This is a genomic window from Oculatella sp. FACHB-28, assembly GCF_014696015.1.
In the GTDB taxonomy this organism is placed as follows: Bacteria; Cyanobacteriota; Cyanobacteriia; order Elainellales; family Elainellaceae; genus JAAUTN01.
In genome coordinates this window covers 72,248-93,673 of record NZ_JACJPJ010000066.1, presented here as the reverse complement: position 1 = coordinate 93,673, position 21,426 = coordinate 72,248, and the positions used below count along the sequence as shown (strand labels likewise).

Below are 21,426 nucleotides of genomic sequence, written 5' to 3'. Positions count from 1 at the left end.
TTTGTTCTGTGTCCAGATTACTTCTGAAATGGTGATAAACAAGTTCGTCAGAGATGAACTGTTATCCATTGCCTTTGAACCTAGCTTTTGAGCAAATTCTGAGCAGATTAGTAACAACGCAATTAGGAGATTTAAAAAGTGTTTTTTCACAACAAACGGATGCAATATTTCACCAAACCGGAACAACCGGATGCGGTTTATGCCAAGAAGATTCAAGAACTGATCGGCGGACCCTTTGGTGAAATGACTGTGATGATGCAGTACCTCTTCCAAGGTTGGAACTGCCGAGGTCCTGCTCGTTACAAAGATATGTTGCTCGATATCGGCACCGAGGAAATTGGACACGTTGAGATGTTGGCGACTATGATCGCCCATCTACTAGATGAAGCACCCCTAAAGATGCAGGAAGATGGTGCAAAAGATCCAATCGTCGGCGCTGTGATGGGTGGTGTAAATCCACGAGACGTAATTGCAGCAAGCATGAATCCTCAACATGCGATCGTTTCTGGCTTGGGTGCAACACCTAACGATAGCGTGGGCTATCCCTGGAATGGTCGATACATTATCGCTAGTGGCAACCTGCTAGCAGACTTCCGCTCCAACTTGCATGCAGAGTCTCAGGGCAGATTGCAGGCTGTGCGAATGTATGAAATGTCGGATGACCCAGGTGTGAAAGATACCCTCAGCTACATGATTGCACGGGATACTATGCACCAAAACCAGTGGCTGGCGGCGATCGAAGACCTGGAAAGCTCTGGATTGGAGACAACCCCTGTTCCTAGCTCTTTCCCACTGGAGTTGGAGAAACGGGATGCAGCCTACCAGTTCTGGAATCTGTCTGATGGCGAGGAAAGCCGCGAAGGACGTTGGGCAAAAGGTCCATCAATGGACGGCAAAGGTGAGTTTGAGTACCTGGCAAATCCTCAACCTCTGGGGCCAGAGCCAGAACCCCCCATTCCCGACCCTCGTCTGCACGGCACAGGCAAGAAATAGGAGTGAGTAACCGTGGAGCAGGTAAACTGCCTGCTCTATTAAAGGATGCCTAAGAAGTCTGGATTTTTAGCCCAATACGGTAGGGGCGTAGCATTCGGTAGATGGGTCTTGGAATACACCGAAAGTCTCTGACCAAATGCTACGCCCTACAGGGCATTGCCTTCTTCCTAAACTTTCTTGAGAACGGGTAAGTTGTCTATTCAAAAGCTTAGTGAGTCGTGGGCAAAGCATTTACAAGTTGGTGGAGGTCAGGATCTAATTATGAACACTGCTAAAGAATTGGTTTTACCTGGAGACAACACGAACCCCGACCTAGAAAATGGTTCGGTTTTCTTTGTGGGTACGGCAACTGTGATTCTGCGATATGCAGGATTTACAATCCTGACTGACCCTAACTTTTTGCATCAAGGCGACCATGTGCATTTGGGATATGGGTTGCGATCGCAACGTGTCACCGATCCAGCGATCGCTATCGAAGAATTGCCGCCGCTTGACCTGGTTGTGCTGTCTCACATGCACGAAGACCACTTTGATCGAGTGGCAGAACAAAAGTTAGATAAATCACTCCCCATTGTCAGCACTCCTCATGCCACAAAATCATTGAAAAAGAAGGGATTCAATGCAACGCAGGCGATTGATACCTGGGAATCTATAACGGTGCGTAAAGGGGAGCAATCCCTCAAAATTACCTCAATGCCAGGACGGCACGGTCCGGGTATTCTTGCGGCGGCATTGCCCCCCGTAATGGGCAGTATGTTGGAGTTTCAATCTACTGGGCAAACTCACTTTTGTCTTTACATCACTGGAGACACACTGGTGTATGAGCAGCTTAAGGAAATTCCAAAACGCTATCCCAATATTGATTTAGCGCTGCTGCACCTGGGTGGGACAAAGGTATTTGGGATTCTGTTAACTATGAATGGCAGACAAGGTGTGGAAGCAATTCAACTAATTTCCCCTCAGGCTGCAATCCCGATTCATTACAACGATTACACTGTGTTCAAATCTCCACTTGAGGACTTTAAAGCCGCTGTGGTGTTGGCAGAGTTAGAAGATCGAGTGAAGTATCTGAAGCATGGTGATACCTACAACTTTCAGGTAAGGACTCAAATTGCAAAGGAGAACTGAGCATGAGTGAGCAAACAAGCCCAAACTCTGATGTAACGGATCAAGATAAAGCGGGGCAGGGTCGGATGTACTGATACTACTGATATAGGTAGAAATGCTGCTCAAATCACTCTTAAGAGGAAGGCGATCGCCTTCCTCTTTCTTGATTATGGGGAATAGTTTGGCGATCGTAGTCCCACCGAAGCTGATCTGGCATTAAACCCTACTTCACTCAAATACTATGGCGTTCCCCAAGCAGCTATTGCAGAAATGGAAGTCCTTTAAGAGTTGGCTCTTTTACCTGGGTTACGCGCCCCATGCGTATGTCTACTCGCGGACTCGCGATCGCCTTGAGCGTGAGTATGCTCCCCCACCTACCTCTGAGGGCTTTGACCAACCAGGGAAACTGCTTCAGGCAGAACCGAGTGAGCGAGGCGCTCGCTTTTACTTTGAGCAGGCTGAGCTTGACATCACATTTCTTACGGCTGATTTGGTGCGGCTAAGTTGGCAGCCGGGAATTCCTCCAGTGCCCTACGGAATTGCCCACCAAGAATGGGACGCAGTAGAAACCACACTAGAAGAAACAACAGAAGGGTGGGCTTTATTCAGTCAGGGAGAGGGCGCTACTAAAGTCACTGTTAGCTTTGAGGGAAGCATCAAGTTCTATGGCAGCGAAGGGCAGTTACTCCGAACTGAACTGCCGCCAAAACTTGAGGGAGAATCCTGGACACATCAGGCGGAACTGTTACCCGACGAAGGAATCTATGGTTTGGGGGAACGGGCAGCACCGTTGAATTTGCGGGTTCCTCGAAAGATAGTTGAGAAGGACAAAACTACATTCAGCCGCTCCTACCGGATGTGGAATTTTGATGCGGCAGGCAAGTATAGTCCTGGTAGCGATCCGCTCTATATCTGCATTCCGGTCTATTTGGGGCTACATCGGCAAGGTAGCTACTTAGTGTTTTATGAAAACACCTTTGAAGCAACTTTTAGCTTTGAAGATACTGCTACTGCTGCCTTTACAGGAGGCGCATTACGGTATTACTTTGCTGCGGGTACCCCAGATCAACTAGTAGAGCGGTATACAGAACTGACCGGGCGATCGCCCCTCCCTCCTCGTTGGGCGTTGGGCTATCACCAATCCCGGTGGGGATATGAGACAGAGGAAGCGGTTCGGACAACGGCTAAGGGGTTTCAGGAACACGATTTACCTCTGAGTGCAATTCATCTAGACATCGATGTACAGGTAGATTACCGCGCCTTCACCATTGACCCCGATCGCTTTCCTAAGTTGCCAGAGTTTATTAAAGAATTGGGTGAATTGGGAGTGCAGTTCATTGCCATCCTCAACCCCGGAATCAAATACAGCCGCAAAAGTCATCTTTTCTTGGAAGGTCGGCTGCTGGACGCATTCTGCAAATATCCCGATGGTGAGATTGCGATCGCTCCCGTTTGGCCCGGTTTAACCGTCTTCCCTGATTACACCAATCCGGCTGTGCGGAAGTGGTGGAGTCGCCAATATGCCTACCTTTTAGACGTGGGAGTGGCTGGCTTTTGGCATGATATGAATGAGCCTGCTGCCTTTGTGGCTTGGGGCGATCGCTCTCTACCCAAACCCATGTTGCACTACATGGAGGGCAGAGGTGGCACTCACTTAGAGGCACACAACGTTTATGGATTGATGCAATCCAAAGCAGGCTACGAAAGTCTGTGTCAGAACCAACCACACCAGCGCCCTTTTATTGTGTCACGGGCGGGCTGGGCAGGGCTCCAGCGCTACGCCTGGACCTGGACAGGCGATATTGAAGGAAGCTGGGAAGCTTTGCGCCAAACTATTTCTACTGTTGTAGGGTTGGGACTTTCGGGTATTCCTTATAGTGGTCCTGACATTGGTGGCTTTCAGGGAAATCCTAGCGCAGAGCTGTATTTGCGCTGGTTTCAGATGTCTACTTTCCTCACGTTTTATCGAACTCACTCTTCAGTGGAGGCAGACCACCGCACACCCTGGACGTATGGTGAGCCAACTTTAAGCATCATTCGAGAACTATTGAAATTGCGTTATCGCTTGATGCCCTACTTCTACACATTGGCATGGCAGGCAAGCCAAAAGGGATACGCGCCAGTCCGTCCACTGTTTTGGGCTGATCCGAGTGACCCCAATCTCTGGGGTGTAGCAGATGCATTCTTGTTAGGAGACAGCTTACTTGTTTGCCCGGTTTTGGAGGAAGGGGGGCGATCGCGCCAAGTTACTTTACCCAAGGGAAACTGGTATAACTTCTGGAACGGCAATCTGTTAGAAGGTGCCACAGAGGTTGATCTGGATGCACCTTTAGAAACAATCCCTGTGTTGGTGAAAGCAGGTAGTATTCTGCCAATGGAAGACTATCAACAACTCACTTTGCACCTTTATCCACCTGTTCAAGGAACTTGTGAAACATCAGTCTACAGTGATGCAGGGGATGGGTATGGAGAATGGCGATTGGATCAATTTCAACTGATTCGATTTGAGCATGGATTAGATTTAATCTGGCAGGAAGAAGGTGAGTTTCCTTTCCCCTACACCAGTATCCAGATTCAAGTTCATGGCTTTGAGCTACAGCAAATGTGGGTTGATGACGTAGAAGTAGAATGTGAAGGGAATCAATGGAAGGGCGATCGCTTCCAAAAGATCTACTTGAAAGGAAACTAAACAATGAACCATCCATTTCATGATGAAAAAAGCCTGTCGCAAGCGGCTGAAGAATTGGGTAATGAGGCATTGGCATTAGGGTTGATTCCTAGTTTTGTTGTGCGTCATTTTTCAGACAGCAAACAGTTTTATATTCCTGATGAAAACCAGTCTGAGCCACTCACCCCAGAGGAGGCATACCTACGTTTGAAGAAGATGGTTGAACAAGCTGCTGCAAAGCGGGATGATGAAGGGTAGAACCTGACTCTAAGAGGACTGATCCATGACACAGACTCGGACTGAATCTACGGGCGTTGGACCCGTGATCGTGAGCCCAATGGATCATTACAACCAGGAGCTGATTGCAAATCTTCATCCTGCCGATTGGGTCAATCCTACACCCACTCAGCGATATAACCTGGTTGTAATCGGTGGAGGTACTGCCGGGCTGGTGACAGCGGCAGGAGCAGGGTTGCTGGGCGCAAAAGTTGCCCTGATCGAAAAACATTTGCTGGGCGGTGATTGCACTAATGTTGGCTGTGTTCCTTCCAAGGCGATGATACGCTCGGCGCGAGTGGCAGGTGAGATTCACCGTGCCAAGCACTACGGAATCAATGTGCCCGAGGGCGTGACGGTAGATTTTTCCGCTGTGATGGAGCGACTGCGACGAGTTCGTACAGAGATTAGCCCAAACGATTCTGCAACACGATTTCAGCAAGAGTTTGGGATAGATGTGTTTTTTGGAGAGGCGCAGTTTTCAGGGGCAGATGCCGTAGAAGTAGCGGGACAAACGCTGCGCTTCAAGAAAGCGGCGATCGCCACAGGTTCCTCTCCCGCTCGGTTGCCAATCGAAGGGCTGGAGGAAGCCGGATATCTCACCAACGAAACGGTGTTTTCACTCACCGAAAAGCCTGATCGTTTGGCTGTCATTGGTGGCGGCTACATTGGCTGTGAATTGGCTCAAACCTTTCGGCGATTGGGGTCAGAAGTCGTTTTGTTTCAGCACGGCTCCCGCATTCTTGAGCGGGAGGACATTGATGCATCAAATATCGTGCAGCAAGTGTTTGTGCAGGAAGGCGTTCGACTGGTCCTAAAGTCGCAAATCAAGCGAGTTGAGAAAAAAGATTCTGTCAAAGTGATCCACTATGAAGCAGACGGGCAGGAGAATGCTGTCACGGTGGACGAAATCTTGGTGGGGGCAGGCAGAACGCCAAACATTAAAGGCTTAAACCTGGAAGCAGTGGGAGTTAAGACCGATCCCAAAAAAGGAGTGATCATCGACGATTACCTGCAAACCACAAACCCTAACATCTATGCAGTCGGTGATGTCTGCATGAAGTGGAAATTTACTCATGCTGCCGATGCTGCCGCCCGTATCCTAATTCAAAATGCCCTGTTTGCGGTTGCTGGAATTGGGCGCAAAAAGCTGAGTGCGCTAAACATGCCTTGGTGCACCTATACCGACCCTGAAGTAGCCCATGTTGGACTCTATCCTCACGAGGCTCAGGAACAGGGGATTGAAGTTGATACTTTCTGTGTCTCTCTTAATGATATCGATCGGGCCATCGTCGATGATGAAACGGAGGGCTTTCTAAAAATTCACGTCAAACAGGACACAGACAAAATTGTCGGAGCAACGCTGGTTGCACGGCACGCTGGCGAAATCATTAGCCAAATCACCCTGGCAATGAACCATCAAATTGGGCTGGGGGCGATCGCCAACACCATCTACCCTTACCCCACCCAAGCAGAAGTGATTCGTAAAGCTGCCAGTCAGTATGGACTCAAGCGCTTAACTCGCTTTAAGCCCCTTGCAACTAAGCTGCTGTCTTGGAGACGTTGACCGGCAAAGCTAAACCTATCGGTCTTGGGTTAGCGCCTGGAACTCTTCGTTGGTTCGCAGCAGTTCTAATGTGTGGTCGGTTCGAGCCATGATGCGGTAAAGGTTTGGGCTGAGAACTAGCGCTCGATGCAGATTTTTGATTGCCATCTCGACATCGCCTTGCAGGGTGTATGAGCAGGCTTTGCCATACCAGGCATTGGGGTTGTCGGCATGATGCTTGAGGGAGCGATCAAAGCTGGCGATCGCTTCCTCGTGTCGCCGCATTCTACTCAACACCAGCCCTCGATAATTCCAGGCATAGTAGCAGTTGCTCTTAATCAAAAGCGTCTTATCTAAGCTAGTCAGCGCTTCTTCGTAGCGTTTTAGGGCAGCCAGAGAGGTGGCCCGATTGTACCAGGCGTGATAATCGTCAGGCTTAAGCTTGACCGCTTTGTCAAAATTTTCGATTGCTTCACTGTAGCGATGCAAACAGGCGAGGGCGTTGCCCCGGTTATACCAGGCTTTTTGGTCTGCGGGATTGAACTTAATCGCGACGCTAAATCCGTCTATGGCTTCTTCATAACGTCCTAATCGTGCCAGGGCAATGCTTCTGCCGTGCCAAGCTAAGGCAAGTTTGGGCTTCAGTTTCAGTGCCTTGTCAAAACTGGTAATTGCTTGATCATGCGCCCCGGACTCATACAGCGCATAGCCCCGATGCATCCAGGCCTCGTAATTCTCCGGATTAACTTCCAGAAGTCGATCTAGCCTGGCGATCGCTCCTTCATATCGCTTGAGTTCGTAGAGCGCACTAGCCTGACTAAACCAGGTGTGCAAGTCTTGATCCTGACTCATGACAAACCTGAGCAAAGACGAAATGGGGTGAATTATTTCTGAAAATACTGGATGCAATGCCCTGATCTGCCTGAGTAGGAGTAATTCGTAAAACTCTCCTACCAAATCTAGCCGAAACTGCGTAACGCCATAGATTGAGTATATGGGTATTTTCTACCTCAGTAGTATTCCCAATTCTCAATATTTGCCACCAGAGCGAGGAAGTATCAGGATTTTATTAGTTCACATATACTGTCGTGGGCAAAGCTGCAATTGTTAAGATCTTGGATTGCACGAAGCTATATCCTATCTTCGGAGCAAAAAATTAATTCAAGAACCGCAACATGGCTGAACTGAAATCGCACCGCATAGAGAAAGATTCGATGGGTGAGCGGCAGCTTCCGGCAGAAGCTTACTACGGCATTCAAACTCTGAGAGCAACCGAGAATTTTCCGATTAGTGGACTAAAACCGCTGCCGACCTACATTGATGCCTGTGTTTTGATCAAGAAGGCGACAGCGATTGCCAATGGAGAATTGGGCTGTATCTCTTCAGAAATCAGTCAAGCGGTTGTGCAGGCAGCGGATGAAGTGTTGCGGGGTAGCCTGCGGGATCAGTTTGTGGTAGACGTTTATCAGGCGGGTGCGGGTACCTCCCATCACATGAACGTGAATGAGGTCTTGGCTAATCGCGCTCTGGAAATTTTAGGGGATCAGAAGGGTAACTATAAACGGGTGAATCCCAATGACCATGTGAACTATGGACAGTCCACCAATGATGTGATTCCCACCGCAATTCGGATTGGAGGTTTGCTGGCGCTGGAGCATTCGCTGTATCCGGCACTAGATGGGGCGATCGCGTCTCTCAACCAAAAAGCTGACGAGTTTCACGATGTGATTCGATCAGGGCGAACCCATCTGCAAGATGCTGTTCCGGTGCGGCTGGGCGAAAACTTCCGCGCTTGGGGACAAATTCTCGCCGATCACCTAACGCGAATGAGAACAGCCGCAAAGGATCTGACGGTATTAGGTTTGGGCGGTAGTGCTGCTGGAACGGGACTGAATACCCATCCTCAATACAGATATCGGGTCGCCGAAATTCTGTCGGAACTGCTGGGGCAACCTTTGCAGCCTGCGCCTCACCTGATGGCAGCAATGCAGAGCATGGCACCGTTTGTAAATGTGTCCGGTGCGTTACGGAATCTAGCTCAGGACTGCGCCAAGATTTCTCACGATTTGCGCCTGCTCGATTCTGGACCCAAAACCGGATTCAAGGAAATTCAACTGCCACCCGTGCAGCCCGGTTCCTCCATCATGCCGGGAAAATACAATCCGGTGATGGCGGAAATGACTGCAATGGTGTGCTTTCAGGTGATGGGCTACGATGCAGCGATCGCCCTGGCTGCCCAAGCCGGACAGTTAGAACTGAATGTGATGATGCCGCTGATTGCCTACGATCTGATTCACAGCATTGAGATTTTGGGTAACACATTAGTCGCCTTGACCGAAAAGTGTATTCAGGGAATCACGGCTAAGGGCGATCGCTGCCTAGCTTACGCCGAGGGCAGTCTAGCACTGGTGACAGCGCTGAATCCTCACATTGGCTACCTGAATGCTGCTGCGGTTGCTAAGGAATCTCTGGAAACAGGCAAATCTCTTCGCCAGATTGTTCTAGAACGAGAACTGATGAACGAAGCCGAGCTAGCCCAAGTTCTAGACCTGGAAAAAATGAGCCTGCCTCCAGAGGTTTGATTCCCAATTCCTAATCTCCTACCTTCGTCTTCGCCTCCAGGCTTTCCAGACGGCTCTTTAGCTCCTGGTTATCTTTCTTAAGCTGGTCTAGATCCTGCTGGAGTTTTTTCACAGCCTGATCTTGTCCAGCATTTTTTTGCACCCGCTGTACAGCTTCTTCTGCGATGCGACGTACCCGACCATCGGGGGTTTGGTCTGCTAGCGTTTGCAGAATGCCGACCGCTTTGATGGTTTCCATTTGCCCCAAGGCGCTGGCGGTTGCCACCTGGGTGAGGAAGAAGGTTTCACCGGACAGTTCTTCTAGGCGATCGAGGATGCGTTCCAAGTTGAGGTTGGACTGTCCGGTGGAGATTGCGCCCAGTGCCCGAATCGCTGCCAACCGCAGCGCTTGCGGAACGCCAGGAGCAGTGTATTCCAGGATCAGATTCAGGGCAGCTTCGGAGGTTTTGAGTTTGCTGAGTCCGGCGATCGCCCCACTCCTCACCGTTTCATTCCAACCTGCCCGTTCCTCTAGCACTGACCTCAACAGCTTCAGCGCTTTCTCTTCCTTAGATTTGCCATTCAGGTTAGAGGCTGCGACCGTTCCCAGCACGCGAATAGCTGCTGCCTCGACGTAATAGCTTGCATCTCCTTGTTCAACGATGGGTTTGAGCGCTTTGTAGCTCTCCAGGGTTTTGATTTTTGCCAGTGCTTCCACAACTGCTCGACGGACTCTGGCTTCGGGGTCTTGCAATCCTGCCACGAGTCCGGTGAATGCCTGGTCGAGTTTGACCGAGGCAAGCTGTCCGGCAATTTCTGCCCGCACTCCCCAGAAGGGATCGGCTTTGAGTGCTTCGGACAAGGCTTTGACTGCCTCTAAACCGCCTTTTTTGGCCAGCGCTTCGGCAGCATAGATGCGCGAAACCGGATCGGGGTCATGCTGAAGTTGAGCTTTCAGTTCTGCCACTGGATATTCCAATGTCACAGTTTTGAGGTAGCGATTGTCTACGTCAAAGCTGATGAACTGAGGCTTTTCAGGCAGAGGGAAGTAGAAGGTCTGTTCTCGTTCATGCAGCCGCACCGTGAAGGTTTGCAGAGAAGGCTTAGCTTGCTTATCTCCGTCCTTGATGTAGCCAAAGCCGATCGGTAGCTTCAAGTCAAACAGGGTGCTGTTGCTGCCGTTGCCGTTTTCCTTTGCCTGGGTTTGAGTGACGGTAAGTTTCACCAGTTTGCTGTCGCCGTCCCAGAAATAGGCGATTTTGAAGTCGGGGTGTCCACCCCGGAAGACATACTGGTCAAACAAGAAATGCAGGTTGCGTCCGGTGGCTTTTTCGATCGCCCTCAACAAATCAACCGTTTCGACGGTTTTATGAGCGTTGTCCTGAACAAAGGTATGAACCGCTTTGAAGAATAGCTCATCGCCTAACTCGGCGCGGATCATGTGATAAACACAGGCTCCCTTTTCGTAGAGGTGGCGATCATAAAGTTCGATCGCTTCTCGGTAAATGTGGGTGACGATGGGGCGGCGATAGCGAGAACTGTCTTCAGAAATGTAGCTGCGAGCTTCGTTCAGCATGTAGTAAGCAGCAGCATCGGCTCCATATTCGTGATCCGTCCACAGCACCTCGGAATAGGAAGCCATGCCTTCTTTGATCCAGGCGTGTGACCAATGTTTGATCACGACCAGGTCACCAAACCATTGGTGGGCTAGCTCATGTGCGACCAAGCTCTCGGTGCCGCGATTATCCAGGGCTGCTCGTTCGTCGATCAAGCAGCGATCGGTGAGCAGCGTGGTGGAGGTGTTTTCCATACCGCCGAAGATGAAGTCATCGACGCAAACCTGAGCGTATTTGGGGAAAGCGTAGGGATAGCCAAATGCCTGACTGAAGAATTCAATCATTTCAGGCGTTTTGCCCATGCTGCGACGGGCATCGTCTTCGCGCCCTTTTTCGACGTAATAGGTGACGGGTTTGCCCTGCCATTCGTCTCGAATTTCGGCAAAGTCGCCAACTGCTAGGGTCATCAGGTAGGTAGGATGCACCTGCTGCTGTGACCAATGGTAAATTTTGTCGTCTCCAACGGCTTCAGTGTTAATCAGTTCGCCGTTGGAAATTGCCATAAATTGCTTGGGGACGCGCACCCGAATTTCGGAGGTGGCAAGCTGTCCGGGATAGTCGAAGCAGGGAAACCAGAAGCGGGAGTCTTCGTCTTCGCCCTGAGTCCAGACTTGGGTGGGTTTGTTGGGATAGTGCTGGTCGGGAGCGATGAAGTAAAGTCCCCGCTGAGGATTTTCGACGCGGTAGGCGATCGCCACTACAATCGGTTGTCCTGCTTCAGTTTCTTGCTTTAGCCGCACCTGAAGCTGTTCGCCATCATAGTCGAAGGGTTGCTCTACTTCATCGACCTGTACCGATTCAATTTGCAGGTTGACGGCATCGAGCGTCAAGCTGTCAATGCCACTGCGAACGGGATTAATCCGAATGCTACAGGTGCCTTGATAGCGCTGATTGGGAATATCTAGCACCAAATCTAGGAAAATATGCTCGACCTGTCCAGGGCGATCGGGATTGTAATGAGGTCTGGCTCCCGGTAGCTCAAAGGACTTGTGACCGTTGTTTTCAGAATCAAAGTAGGACTGTAGCATCGAGAAGTTAATCCTGAGAAGCTAAAAAGTACAGATGGCGGCTAACGAATAAGTCGGAATCAGTCTGACTACCAGATTAGCGCGATTGGGGAAGATAAGTGGAATGGTAGATGTATGTCAAGAGTAGGCTGTTCGGCTATGAGAGTTGTTGAAACAGAGCGTTTAATCCTTCATAAGCTGACGGTTGAAGATAGCGAGTTTATTCTTGCACTCTTGAATGACCCTTTGTGGTTGAGATTTATTGGTGACAAAGGTGTGAGAACACTTGATGATGCTCGTGACTATATTTTGAAGAACCTAGTTGCTATGTATGAGCGTCTCGGCTTCGGACTGTATTTGACTGAGCTAAAGGGCTCGGGTGTCTCGATCGGGATTTGCGGTTTGATAAAAAGAGATTCCTTGGAAGATGTGGATCTTGGATTTGCCTTTCTTCAGGAGTTCCGGGGAAAAGGATACGCATATGAATCTGCTTCTGCCGTGATGGAGTATGGGAGAAGCAGTTTTGGCTTAAGTCGTATTGTTGCGATCGCCTCACCGGACAATTTCGATTCAGCAAAGCTGTTAGAAAAGCTGGGATTTAGGTTTGAGAAAATGGTCAAACTGGCTGATGATTGCGAAAGCGTGAGTTTGTTCGCCTCTAACGTCTAATACCTCACGGTTAGCGGAGGGATGAAAGTCCTCGCCGTTCATCAATCAAAACTTGATCGGCTTGGACTTCAGAAGATTAGCGTGCCTTGCTAGAAACGAGAATTTCGCTCAAGCTCTTATTTGAGATAATAAGCCTATCTGTTTATAAATCCTTGATAGTAACCTTTGCCCTATGACTGCTGTGAATGCTGCGCCTCGATTGGCTTCTCGTTTGGTAAATGGAGTGCTAGCGGTTAAACCGCTGGCAAATCTGGCAAAACACCAAGCCCGCACGATGATGATTAAGCGGGCTGAATCGATTGGGGTGTACTGGCGAGAGGAGGTGAAGGCGTTGCGATCGCGCCGTCCGTCAGGTACGCAATCTGTCTCTGATGCTGAGCTTTCCCCCGACTGGGAAGCAGACCTGGCGCGGATTCAGAATCCTGAGTTGACCTATCCAGAGTATTACTTGCGTCCTTTCCATGCCTATGATGAAGGCAATTTAGGCTGGGAAGCCGCAATGGAGGTAGATGTTGCTGCCCACGCAGTTCACGCTCGGATTTGGCCAGAGGCGGGAGCGCAGGGGGATGCAAAGCTGCGGCAAAGCTATCACGATGTACTTAAGGCGCAACTGCCTACCGAACCTACAGACATTCTCGATCTCGGCTGTAGCATCGGCATGAGTACGGTTGCACTTCAGCAGACGTTTCCTCAAGCAAGGTTGACGGGGTTGGATCTGTCGCCCTACTTTTTGGCGATCGCCCACTACCGCACTTCTTCACTCCCTAACTCTCCCACTTGGCTCCACGCTGCTGCTGAATCCCCGGGTTTACCCGATCATTCTTTTGATCTGGTTTCAGCTTGTCTTCTATTCCACGAGTTGCCTCGTGCGGCTTCGGTTGAGATTTTTCAGGAGGCTCGACGATTGCTGCGTCCGGGTGGACACTTGACGATCATGGATATGAATCCCAAGTCAGACGTTCACGCGAAGATGCCGCCCTATGTGTTGACGCTGCTGAAGAGTACGGAGCCATATTTGGATGATTATTTTACGTTCGAGATTGAGGAGGCGATCGCTTCAGCAGGGTTTACGAGACCAACGGTGACGTGTAATAGTCCTCGTCATCGGACTCTGATTGCTCAGGTCTGCTAAAGCATCTCTGTCTTTTTATTCTGTTTCTCGATTCAAGTCTTTTTCGGGGGCTTTGCCCCCGAACCCCCATTGAGGGACGAAGCGCGTCCCCCAAACCCCCTCCGCAAGGAACTAGGATAGGCGGCATAACGCGCTTCGCATTGCAGGGGTGGCAAGTATTCTGGTGTGGCGTTCACTCGATTGGGCGAGTCTACAGCATGAGGTTGAGGATTGGAATAGGAGGCTACATTGATAGTGATCAGCAGCTCAGCCTAACACTCCAACCCCCAACCTTTAATGCCCAGTCTCAATCACGGGCACATTTTGGCTGAGGCGATGTCAAGTTGTTTAGAGGCTTTATCTCTTCACCTCACCTAAAAAACTATTATGAAAACTCTTTGGCTTTTATCAACGTTGGTTTTACTTGAGTTGATTAATTTAACGACTTCAGCTCAGGCGGCGCAGTCTCAGTTAGACAACGGTTCTGCAGGTCTAAATCAAGGTTCGAGTGGCGACATGGTTGTTGCAGATGCCCGTGAGGATTTTGAAGATTGGCTCGAACGCAATGGACGTGATCGGGATGATGACGATGACGACGACCGTCGTGATCGTGACCGGGATGATGACGATGACGACGATGATGATGATGACCGTGTTCGCGATCGCCAGGATGAGGCGCGTGAAGATTGGGAAGAGCGGCGCGATCGCGGAGATTGGGAGGACGATTGGGAAGATCGGTTAGGCGATCGCGACCGGGATGATGACGACGACGATGATGACCGTATTCGCGATCGCGATAACAACCCCAGTCGGACTGGACGCGAGAACTGTGTAAACCCTAGAGACGATCATCAGGGATGGCGTTGGATCTTAGACCAAATCGGTAGGGGCTGTGAGTAAGCGCACCGCTCAATCCTAAACTTCTGCGAGGACAGGTTCCTGTTGTTCTACTGGATGTTCTACTGTCTCTGTTGCATAAACCTCGCAGGAGTTATTTGGGCTTTCGATCAACTTAACCTTGTGTAGAGATGCCCCAATTTCTCGAATCGGCTCTTGCAGCAGGTCGCGAATGTGGATGGCAATGTTCTCTGCTGTCGGCACTACCTTTTCAAAATAGGCAATATCTTTGTTGAGAAAAGTGTGGTCAAAGGGTTCTACAACGTAATCGTCTACTGCCTTTTGAAGGGCTACCAGGTCAGCAATCATACCAGTGCGCGGATCGATTTCGCCTTTAATCGTGACTTCCAGATGATAGTTGTGCCCGTGTCCATTGACGCGGGCACATTTGCCATAAATTTCTGAATTTTGCTCTAGTGTCAGGTGGGGTAGTGCTAGACGATGCGCGGCGCTAAAGTGAGTGCTAATCGTTAAATACGCTTCCATGTTGTTTCCTTCATATTCAGCCCAAAGTTCGGGATGTTCAAAGAGTTGAATGCGGACAAGAGGCAGGTGTGGTGAAAGTCGCTGCCAAATCACCCGCGCCATATTTTCGGTGGTGGGTAGAGTTTGCTGAAATTCTGGCCAGGCATCGTTGAGATAGGAGAAATCTAGCTGGCTGGTGACTTCTCGCTTGATTACCTGCTTTACATCAGACAGGTTTAGCACCATGCCATATTCGTCTAGATCCCCCTCCATGGAGACATAGAGGATGTAGTTGTGCCCATGTCCAGGCGCACGAACGCAGGGTCCAAACCGTTGAGCGTTCTCTGCATCGCTCAATTCTGGTAGACAATAGCGATGGCTAGCCGAAAACTGGGCACGGCGATTGATAATGCACTTCATAGGTGAGGAAATGTATTAAGTTCCGTAAATCTGCTCCACTGTCAGGATAATCCAATTGCCACTCTATTTTCATCTGCAATTGGATGTTGTGCCATTTCCCAAAAAAGGATTACAGATGGAAAGGCACCCCGCGTCGTGTGGGGCCTTTCCATCTGTAAATTTTTCGGCAATTCTTGCAAGTCGGCATTGTGATGGGAACCAGTCCGCTGGCGCTTTCGCTCGTGCAAATCACACCGGTGGAAGGATGAGAATAGTGTCCATCGCTATAGTGACTAATACTCGGTTGGTTCCTCTACCACTTGAGGCTGGCTTGGTGGAATGCCCTCGATCGCAATTAGGGCCTCCATCACTCCTCTAGCGATCGGGGCAGCAACGGTAGAACCGTAGGCATCTTCCCCTTGCGGCTCGTCAATCACGACTAGTACCACGTAGCGTGGTGATTCGGCAGGGAGAATGCTAACAAAGCTGGTAATGCGAGCTGACTCATAGTAGCCTCCATCTGGGCTGGGTTTTTGGGCGGTTCCAGTTTTGCCTGCAATTCGGTATCCCAAAATTTGGGCTGACTCACCTGTACCTTCTTGAACGGCTACCTCCATCATGCCCAAAACCGACTGGGCTGTTTGGGGGGAGAATAGTCTGCGGGGAGCGGGCAGCTTGGGTCGCCAGTATGCCTGTCCTTCGGCGTTATATAGTCCTCGCACCACATGGGGAACGACCATTTCACCCTGATTGGCTAGAGCACCATGCAGTTGCAGCAGTTGCATCGCCGTGACCGAGAAGCCATGCCCAAATGCGGTTGTGGCTGGTTCTACTGGAGAACCTACAAATTGCTCCAGGCTCTTGATCTGTCCCTGGCTTTCAAAGGGTAGGTCGATGCCCGTAGGTTGCCCCAGACCAATTTTCTCCAGCCAGCCGTAATAGTCTGCTGGATCAAGGCTTTCCATGATGTGAACCATGCCAACGTTGCTGGAATATTGGATGATTTCTTGAACGCTGAGCGATCCCCGTCCGCCTCCGCGTTCATTGTAGTCAGAGTTCTGAATCGGCCAGCCATCGACTTCAATCCGGCCTTCGTCATAGAACACGTCATTGGGGCTGACGGCTCCCGACTCCAAAGCGATCGCCACATTAATTGGTTTAAACGTCGACCCCGGTTCGTAGGAATCGGTCAAAACCCAAGTACGAAATAGGTCGAGGTCAAATTGGTAATATTGGTTGGGATCGTAAGATGGCTCAGTCACCATAGACAGAATTTCGCCAGTTTGCACGTCCATCACCATCACGGCTCCCCGCTTGGCACCAAACTGCTGCATCTGCTGTTCTAGCGCCAGACGGGTGGCGCGCTGCAACCGACCATCTAGCGTAATTTGCAGCTGAAGGTCGTCCTGGTGCAAAAAGCTGCCCGACAGTTCATCGGGAATAATTGCGCCATCTCCAGCACGGCTAACCTGAACAGGCTCTATCGATCGCTCTAAAATACTTTGCTGGCTGTATTCCAGTCCTGCCTGACCCTGCCGCTCTGTGTTGACATAGCCAACTACCGTAGCAAACAGATCCTGCTGCGGGTAAAACCGCTGTTGATGTCGCTCTAGTTCCAGTCCATCCAAGCCCAGGTTAGTGATGCGGTTGGCTGTCTCCTCAGGCAGGTCATACTCAACTCGGATACCACTGTCACTTGAAGAGAACAGTTGAAAAAGCTCTTGCTCTGGGCGATTTAGGATTGGGGCAAGTTGAGTGGCCATCTCCTGCCGCGACTGCTGAAACAGAAATGGGTGAGCGTATAGCGTGTGAGCAGGTTCGTCGATCGCTACTACATTACCCTGGCGATCGATAATTGGGCGACGGGGCACAAATGGACGCAGCGCAACAGTCTGCTGGTTCTCTGCTCGCTGGCGCAACATGGGAGCTTGAACGATTTGTAGCCTCACCAGGTTAAGCGCAAGCCCAGCCCCACCGATCATTAAAACTCCCCAGACTGCTAGCAAGCGCGATCGGTTAGAGGGACTGATGGGCGATCGCTCCCCAATTTCCCGACCTGAACCGTCCTCCAATCCGCGTCGGGGCGATCGCTTCAGCGAAGGCTGAGTCAAAGCGCTAGCGGATTGCCCACCTCGTAGGCGCTGCCCTTCCTTCTCAGCAGCTTTACGGCTACGGAAGTTGCGAAAGGGAGGAAAAGAGATAGCCATCTCGATCAATATCCTAAAGGTGCCGTCTGAATCGGTTGTGTCCCAGGTGCCGCTTGCACAGGTGCAGGTTCGGTGAGAGGTGCAGGCTGTAAAAAGATCGCGTGGGTCGGATCGGGTATAGATAGCCCAGATGCCGGATCTTCTGCCTCTTGAGCCATCCGATCCTTTAGCACCTCGGTTGCTGCGGTCAACTGACGCTCTTGGCGCTGTAGAGCGTCAAGTCGATCATATTCCTTGCCCCAAAGCTGTTGTGAGTAGACTGTCCAGCCATAGACCGCTAGCGCGGATGCAACCAGGGAAAACGTAACAACTGTAGAAGTTCGCTGGGCAAAAGTTAAAGCTCGGAGCCACAGAGGATTAGCTGCTTGAGTGGGTAGCTGCACCGTTTGGCGAACCGCCGCCTGTGAACCAATGGGCTGAAGCTGAGACTGCCCAGATCGCCGCTCAATAGAGGGTTGGAATTGAGCAACTTTAGATCCCCCCGCGTAACTGCCGGGTTGTCTGGGTGGAAAACGTCGGCTAGAAACATTGGATCTAAGTGCAGCAGTCATGACTTTACTCCTCAACTAATGACGATGATGCTAGCCGCCTTTCTAAACATTGATGTCCACAGCAAATGTGTTGGCAACAGATGTCTTTAACAATAAAAGCGATTTAGAGCGCTAGCGCAAATGAGAATTATGCTTTCACAATCTCGCTTAATAGGACTTTTAACCTTACTAATTGATTCGCTAATAGATTCACAAACTAATCAATTCGCAACAGGTTCTCAACAGGGCTGCTCGAATTAACAATACTCAAGTATCCAGGTAATGTAACAAGTAAACTACTAAATTTCCCAAAATTTCCGATTAAACTCTAGCCTTTCGGAAAAACTCTGAGGTTTTGCGACCAGGAGAAATGCTGGAGCAGCAGCTTGCCCTTGCACAAAGAATAGGCTGCCTGCTTTATGAGAACTTCTTTGATTGCTTTGGGTCGTTTAGCGAGGTAGATGATGCCTAGTGCGAATCTAATGCAGACCCGACAAACTAAATAATTACACGATAATCGCTGATTTCAGCAAAATCTTGCCCACAAAATTAGAAGGGGTACCTCTAAGAGATACCCCGATTTGATGATTTAGTTTCGCGCTGAATCCAGTAGTTCCTAAATTTTGGTGCCGCACTTAGGGCAGAAGTTATGAGTCGCCGAGTTCTCGGTGCCACAGCTGCTACATGGGATCACGTCAGGCTGCTGCTTTGACTTAGGACGCTCTGGTAGACCAATCATTTGGGCATTGCTCTTGCCAGGGGCAACCATAGGGTAGCAGTTTTCATCTTTTTTGACGCGGATATCCATCAGCACAGGACCGTCGTGAGCCAGCATTTCGGCGATCGCCCCCTCCAACTGATCCCGCTCAGTCACAATCATGCCCTTGATCCCAAATGCTTGAGCCAGGATGACGAAATCTGGCATCCCAATTTCCATGTTGGAAGAAGAGTACCGTTCTCCGTAGAATGCTTGCTGCCACTGGCGCACCATCCCCTGCCAGCCGTTGTTAAGAATCACGGTCTTGACGTTGATCCCATACTGAGAAAGCGTTGCAAGCTCTTGTAAGTTCATTTGGAAGCTGGAGTCGCCGCTCACGCAGATCACCTGCTCATCAGGCAGTGCCACCTTTACACCCATTGCAGCGGGCATTCCAAAGCCCATCGTGCCCAGACCTGCACTAGAGATCCATCGACGCGGTCCATTTTTGAGAAACTGCGCGGCCCACATTTGATGCTGTCCCACATCAGTCGTGTAGTAAGCATCAGGAGCTTGATGGTTGAGTTCGACAATAACTTCCTGAGGGGCAATGCTGTCTGGGTAGCTGGGCACCACTAGCGGATAGTCCTCTCGCCAGCGGTTTATCCGACCGAGCCATGCTTGCGTCAGGTTGGGATCAGCCGGAACGCCGTCTTCCAGGTCACGGCGCAGCAGATCGGTGAGCACCTGGCGCACGTCTCCCACAATCGGCACATCAGGAGTGCGATTTTTGCCCACTTCAGCGGGATCAATGTCAATGTGAATGACTTTGGCATGAGAAGCAAATTCATCAAGCTTGCCCGTGACGCGATCGTCAAATCGCGCCCCAACTGCGATCAGCAAATCACACTCACTTACCGCAAAGTTGGCGTAGGCTGTGCCGTGCATCCCCAACATGCCGACGGAGAGGGGATGGTTTTCGTCAAAGACACCTTTGCCCATCAGAGTTGTGGTAACGGGCAACTGAAAGTGTTCTGCTAAGGCATGAATTTCTGCATGGGCATCAGCAGCGATCGCTCCACCGCCCACATACAGTAGCGGCTGCTTTGCCTGCCGAAGCAGCTTCAACGCCTGACTCAGCTGACGCGGATTCCCCTTCACCGTAGGACGATAGCCGGGTAGCTTAACACTTCCGGGTTCCACAGGGGTGTAGTCAAATTCTTGCAGCCCAATGTCCTTTGGCACATCAATCAAAACTGGTCCTGGACGACCCGAACGGGCAATGTAAAACGCTTCTGCCACAATCCGCGCCATATCCTGGGGATCGCGCACCACATAGGAGTGCTTGACGATGGGCAGCGTAATGCCGTAGATATCTGTCTCCTGGAAAGCATCACTGCCAATCGCAGTACTGGGAACCTGCCCAGTCACAATCACCATTGGAATCGAGTCCATCTGTGCTGTCGCAATGCCTGTAACCAGGTTGGTCGCACCAGGACCAGAAGTGCCAAAGCAAACGCCAACTTGTCCAGTTGCCCGTGCGTAGCCGTCCGCCGCATGGGAGGCTCCCTGCTCATGTCTGACCAGAATGTGCTGAATGCCGCCAGCTGCCTCTGCTCGATAAAGCTCGTCATAAATTGGTAATATTGCGCCGCCGGGGTAGCCAAAAATGTGCTTTACCCCGTGACGCTTCAGGCTATCAATTAAAGCAAATGCGCCAGTTGCGCGAACTGCTGTCGGTTTAGGAAAGGGAATTGTGGATGCAGACGTAGTTTGAGCAGGTGCAGCAATTTGGGAACGCACAGGGAAAACCTCACGCATAGCTTAGATCTGTATCTAATGATGCACTAAATCGTTAATGATCCAGTCTAGTTCTGATACTAGCTCCTGTCGAGAGTTGTAGAGTTATCTCGCTCAATGTCGCTCAGAGTGCTACAACCTCCTGCAGGCTCGGGTTTTGACGTTTAAGCAAGGCTTGAACGGAGTGATGCAGTTTGTCAGTGTTTTTTGACTTAAAAATCAGCCCGTCAGTCTGGAATCAATTTGACGAGTTAGCAGGTCGATCAAAAATACGGCAGCAGTGATAGGGGCTCGGCGGGGGCTGTTAGGAAACAGAGATGGCGATCGCTCCTCCCCTTTAAGCTGATACCCCCAAACGGTTTGGGGCGATCGCCATAGTTCTAGATGCGGTACGGGTGGGTCAGCATAAAAAATTTCTGCTGCCGCACCCAAAGGCGCTGAACTCCAGTGCGTAAAGAAATCGTGGCTCAGGCGGTATAGCGGAAATTCACCCCTCAGAGGTACACCCCAACCATCCACTGCAATAAATGCTTTCACCTGTCCACCTGATCGCTGCCAGGTTCGGGCTGCCCCAATTGCCCCGACGACTCCAGCACTAAAACTGAGAAAAACTAAAGAAGCATGAGAGGAACTCGGTAATAGATTCGTGGATAGATTTTGATCAGGCTGTTCTGAATTCTTGCAAGGTTTCCCTATCCACGCGTAGAGCGTTTCTAGAATGTGAAATGCGGAGTAGGGGGGATAGCGATCGGATGGAAAAATGAAGTAGTTCGTTAATTCTCTCAGAGGTGTCCGAGTGACATCTTCTAGACCTGCCAAAAAGCTCGCAGTTAGCTCTGGTGGATGAATTCCTGGACAAATAATTAGGCTCATAAAA

16 protein-coding genes are annotated in these 21,426 nt (G+C 50.5%); 9 read left to right on the top strand and 7 right to left on the bottom strand.

What is annotated here, in order from left to right; translation table 11 throughout:
• The first annotated feature begins 138 nt into the window (after positions 1–138).
• The 5 genes from H6F88_RS14515 to H6F88_RS14495 all read left to right on the top strand — a co-directional run bounded on the left by H6F88_RS14515 (position 139) and on the right by H6F88_RS14495 (position 6,611).
• Positions 139–993 (top strand): manganese catalase family protein, encoded by an 855-nt coding sequence (locus H6F88_RS14515; RefSeq protein WP_190643464.1) that lies wholly within the window; start codon positions 139–141, stop codon positions 991–993.
• Between the two features lie 261 nt (positions 994–1,254).
• A complete protein-coding gene (locus H6F88_RS14510) occupies positions 1,255–2,121 on the top strand; it encodes an MBL fold metallo-hydrolase (protein WP_190643463.1) in 867 nt (288 codons plus the stop codon).
• 220 nt (positions 2,122–2,341) lie between these two features.
• Positions 2,342–4,789 (top strand): glycoside hydrolase family 31 protein, encoded by a 2,448-nt coding sequence (locus H6F88_RS14505; protein ID WP_190643462.1) that lies wholly within the window; start codon positions 2,342–2,344, stop codon positions 4,787–4,789.
• Positions 4,790–4,792: 3 nt separating this feature from the next.
• Positions 4,793–5,026 (top strand): hypothetical protein, encoded by a 234-nt coding sequence (locus H6F88_RS14500; RefSeq protein WP_190643461.1) that lies wholly within the window; start codon positions 4,793–4,795, stop codon positions 5,024–5,026.
• A 25-nt stretch (positions 5,027–5,051) separates the two neighbouring features.
• Positions 5,052–6,611 (top strand): mercuric reductase, encoded by a 1,560-nt coding sequence (locus H6F88_RS14495; protein ID WP_199333609.1) that lies wholly within the window; start codon positions 5,052–5,054, stop codon positions 6,609–6,611.
• A gap of 15 nt (positions 6,612–6,626) precedes the next feature.
• On the opposite strand, the gene H6F88_RS14490 is transcribed toward H6F88_RS14495, so the two are convergent.
• Complete coding sequence (locus tag H6F88_RS14490) at positions 6,627–7,442, bottom strand: tetratricopeptide repeat protein (protein WP_190643460.1); 816 nt, start codon at positions 7,440–7,442, stop codon at positions 6,627–6,629.
• Between the two features lie 323 nt (positions 7,443–7,765).
• Between H6F88_RS14490 and H6F88_RS14485 the strand changes: the two genes are divergently transcribed.
• The gene (locus H6F88_RS14485; RefSeq protein WP_190643459.1) at positions 7,766–9,172 is read left to right on the top strand and encodes an aspartate ammonia-lyase; all 1,407 of its coding nucleotides are present in this window, start codon (positions 7,766–7,768) and stop codon (positions 9,170–9,172) included.
• 10 nt (positions 9,173–9,182) lie between these two features.
• On the opposite strand, the gene H6F88_RS14480 is transcribed toward H6F88_RS14485, so the two are convergent.
• Complete coding sequence (locus H6F88_RS14480) at positions 9,183–11,795, bottom strand: M1 family metallopeptidase (protein WP_190643458.1); 2,613 nt, start codon at positions 11,793–11,795, stop codon at positions 9,183–9,185.
• 138 nt (positions 11,796–11,933) lie between these two features.
• Here H6F88_RS14480 and H6F88_RS14475 point away from each other — a divergent pair, with 138 nt between their 5' ends.
• From H6F88_RS14475 to H6F88_RS14465, 3 genes are all read left to right on the top strand, one after another.
• Complete coding sequence (locus H6F88_RS14475; RefSeq protein ID WP_190643457.1) at positions 11,934–12,443, top strand: GNAT family N-acetyltransferase; 510 nt, start codon at positions 11,934–11,936, stop codon at positions 12,441–12,443.
• A 172-nt stretch (positions 12,444–12,615) separates the two neighbouring features.
• The gene (locus H6F88_RS14470; protein ID WP_190643456.1) at positions 12,616–13,575 is read left to right on the top strand and encodes a class I SAM-dependent methyltransferase; all 960 of its coding nucleotides are present in this window, start codon (positions 12,616–12,618) and stop codon (positions 13,573–13,575) included.
• 366 nt (positions 13,576–13,941) lie between these two features.
• Positions 13,942–14,454, top strand: coding sequence for a hypothetical protein (locus H6F88_RS14465; protein ID WP_190643455.1), 513 nt, complete (start codon positions 13,942–13,944; stop codon positions 14,452–14,454).
• 15 nt (positions 14,455–14,469) lie between these two features.
• Here H6F88_RS14465 and H6F88_RS14460 read toward each other — a convergent pair whose 3' ends face one another.
• The 5 genes from H6F88_RS14460 to H6F88_RS14440 all read right to left on the bottom strand — a co-directional run bounded on the left by H6F88_RS14460 (position 14,470) and on the right by H6F88_RS14440 (position 21,422).
• Positions 14,470–15,336, bottom strand: a complete 867-nt coding sequence (locus tag H6F88_RS14460; protein ID WP_190643454.1) for a 6-carboxytetrahydropterin synthase — start codon at positions 15,334–15,336, stop codon at positions 14,470–14,472.
• Positions 15,337–15,608: 272 nt separating this feature from the next.
• Positions 15,609–17,522, bottom strand: a complete 1,914-nt coding sequence (locus H6F88_RS14455) for a penicillin-binding protein 2 (RefSeq protein WP_190643453.1) — start codon at positions 17,520–17,522, stop codon at positions 15,609–15,611.
• Between the two features lie 5 nt (positions 17,523–17,527).
• Positions 17,528–18,073 (bottom strand): hypothetical protein, encoded by a 546-nt coding sequence (locus tag H6F88_RS14450; RefSeq protein WP_190643452.1) that lies wholly within the window; start codon positions 18,071–18,073, stop codon positions 17,528–17,530.
• A 595-nt stretch (positions 18,074–18,668) separates the two neighbouring features.
• The gene (gene ilvB / locus H6F88_RS14445; protein WP_347277702.1) at positions 18,669–20,552 is read right to left on the bottom strand and encodes a biosynthetic-type acetolactate synthase large subunit; all 1,884 of its coding nucleotides are present in this window, start codon (positions 20,550–20,552) and stop codon (positions 18,669–18,671) included.
• A gap of 216 nt (positions 20,553–20,768) precedes the next feature.
• Complete coding sequence (locus tag H6F88_RS14440) at positions 20,769–21,422, bottom strand: hypothetical protein (RefSeq protein ID WP_190643450.1); 654 nt, start codon at positions 21,420–21,422, stop codon at positions 20,769–20,771.
• Between the last annotated feature and the right edge of the window lie 4 nt (positions 21,423–21,426).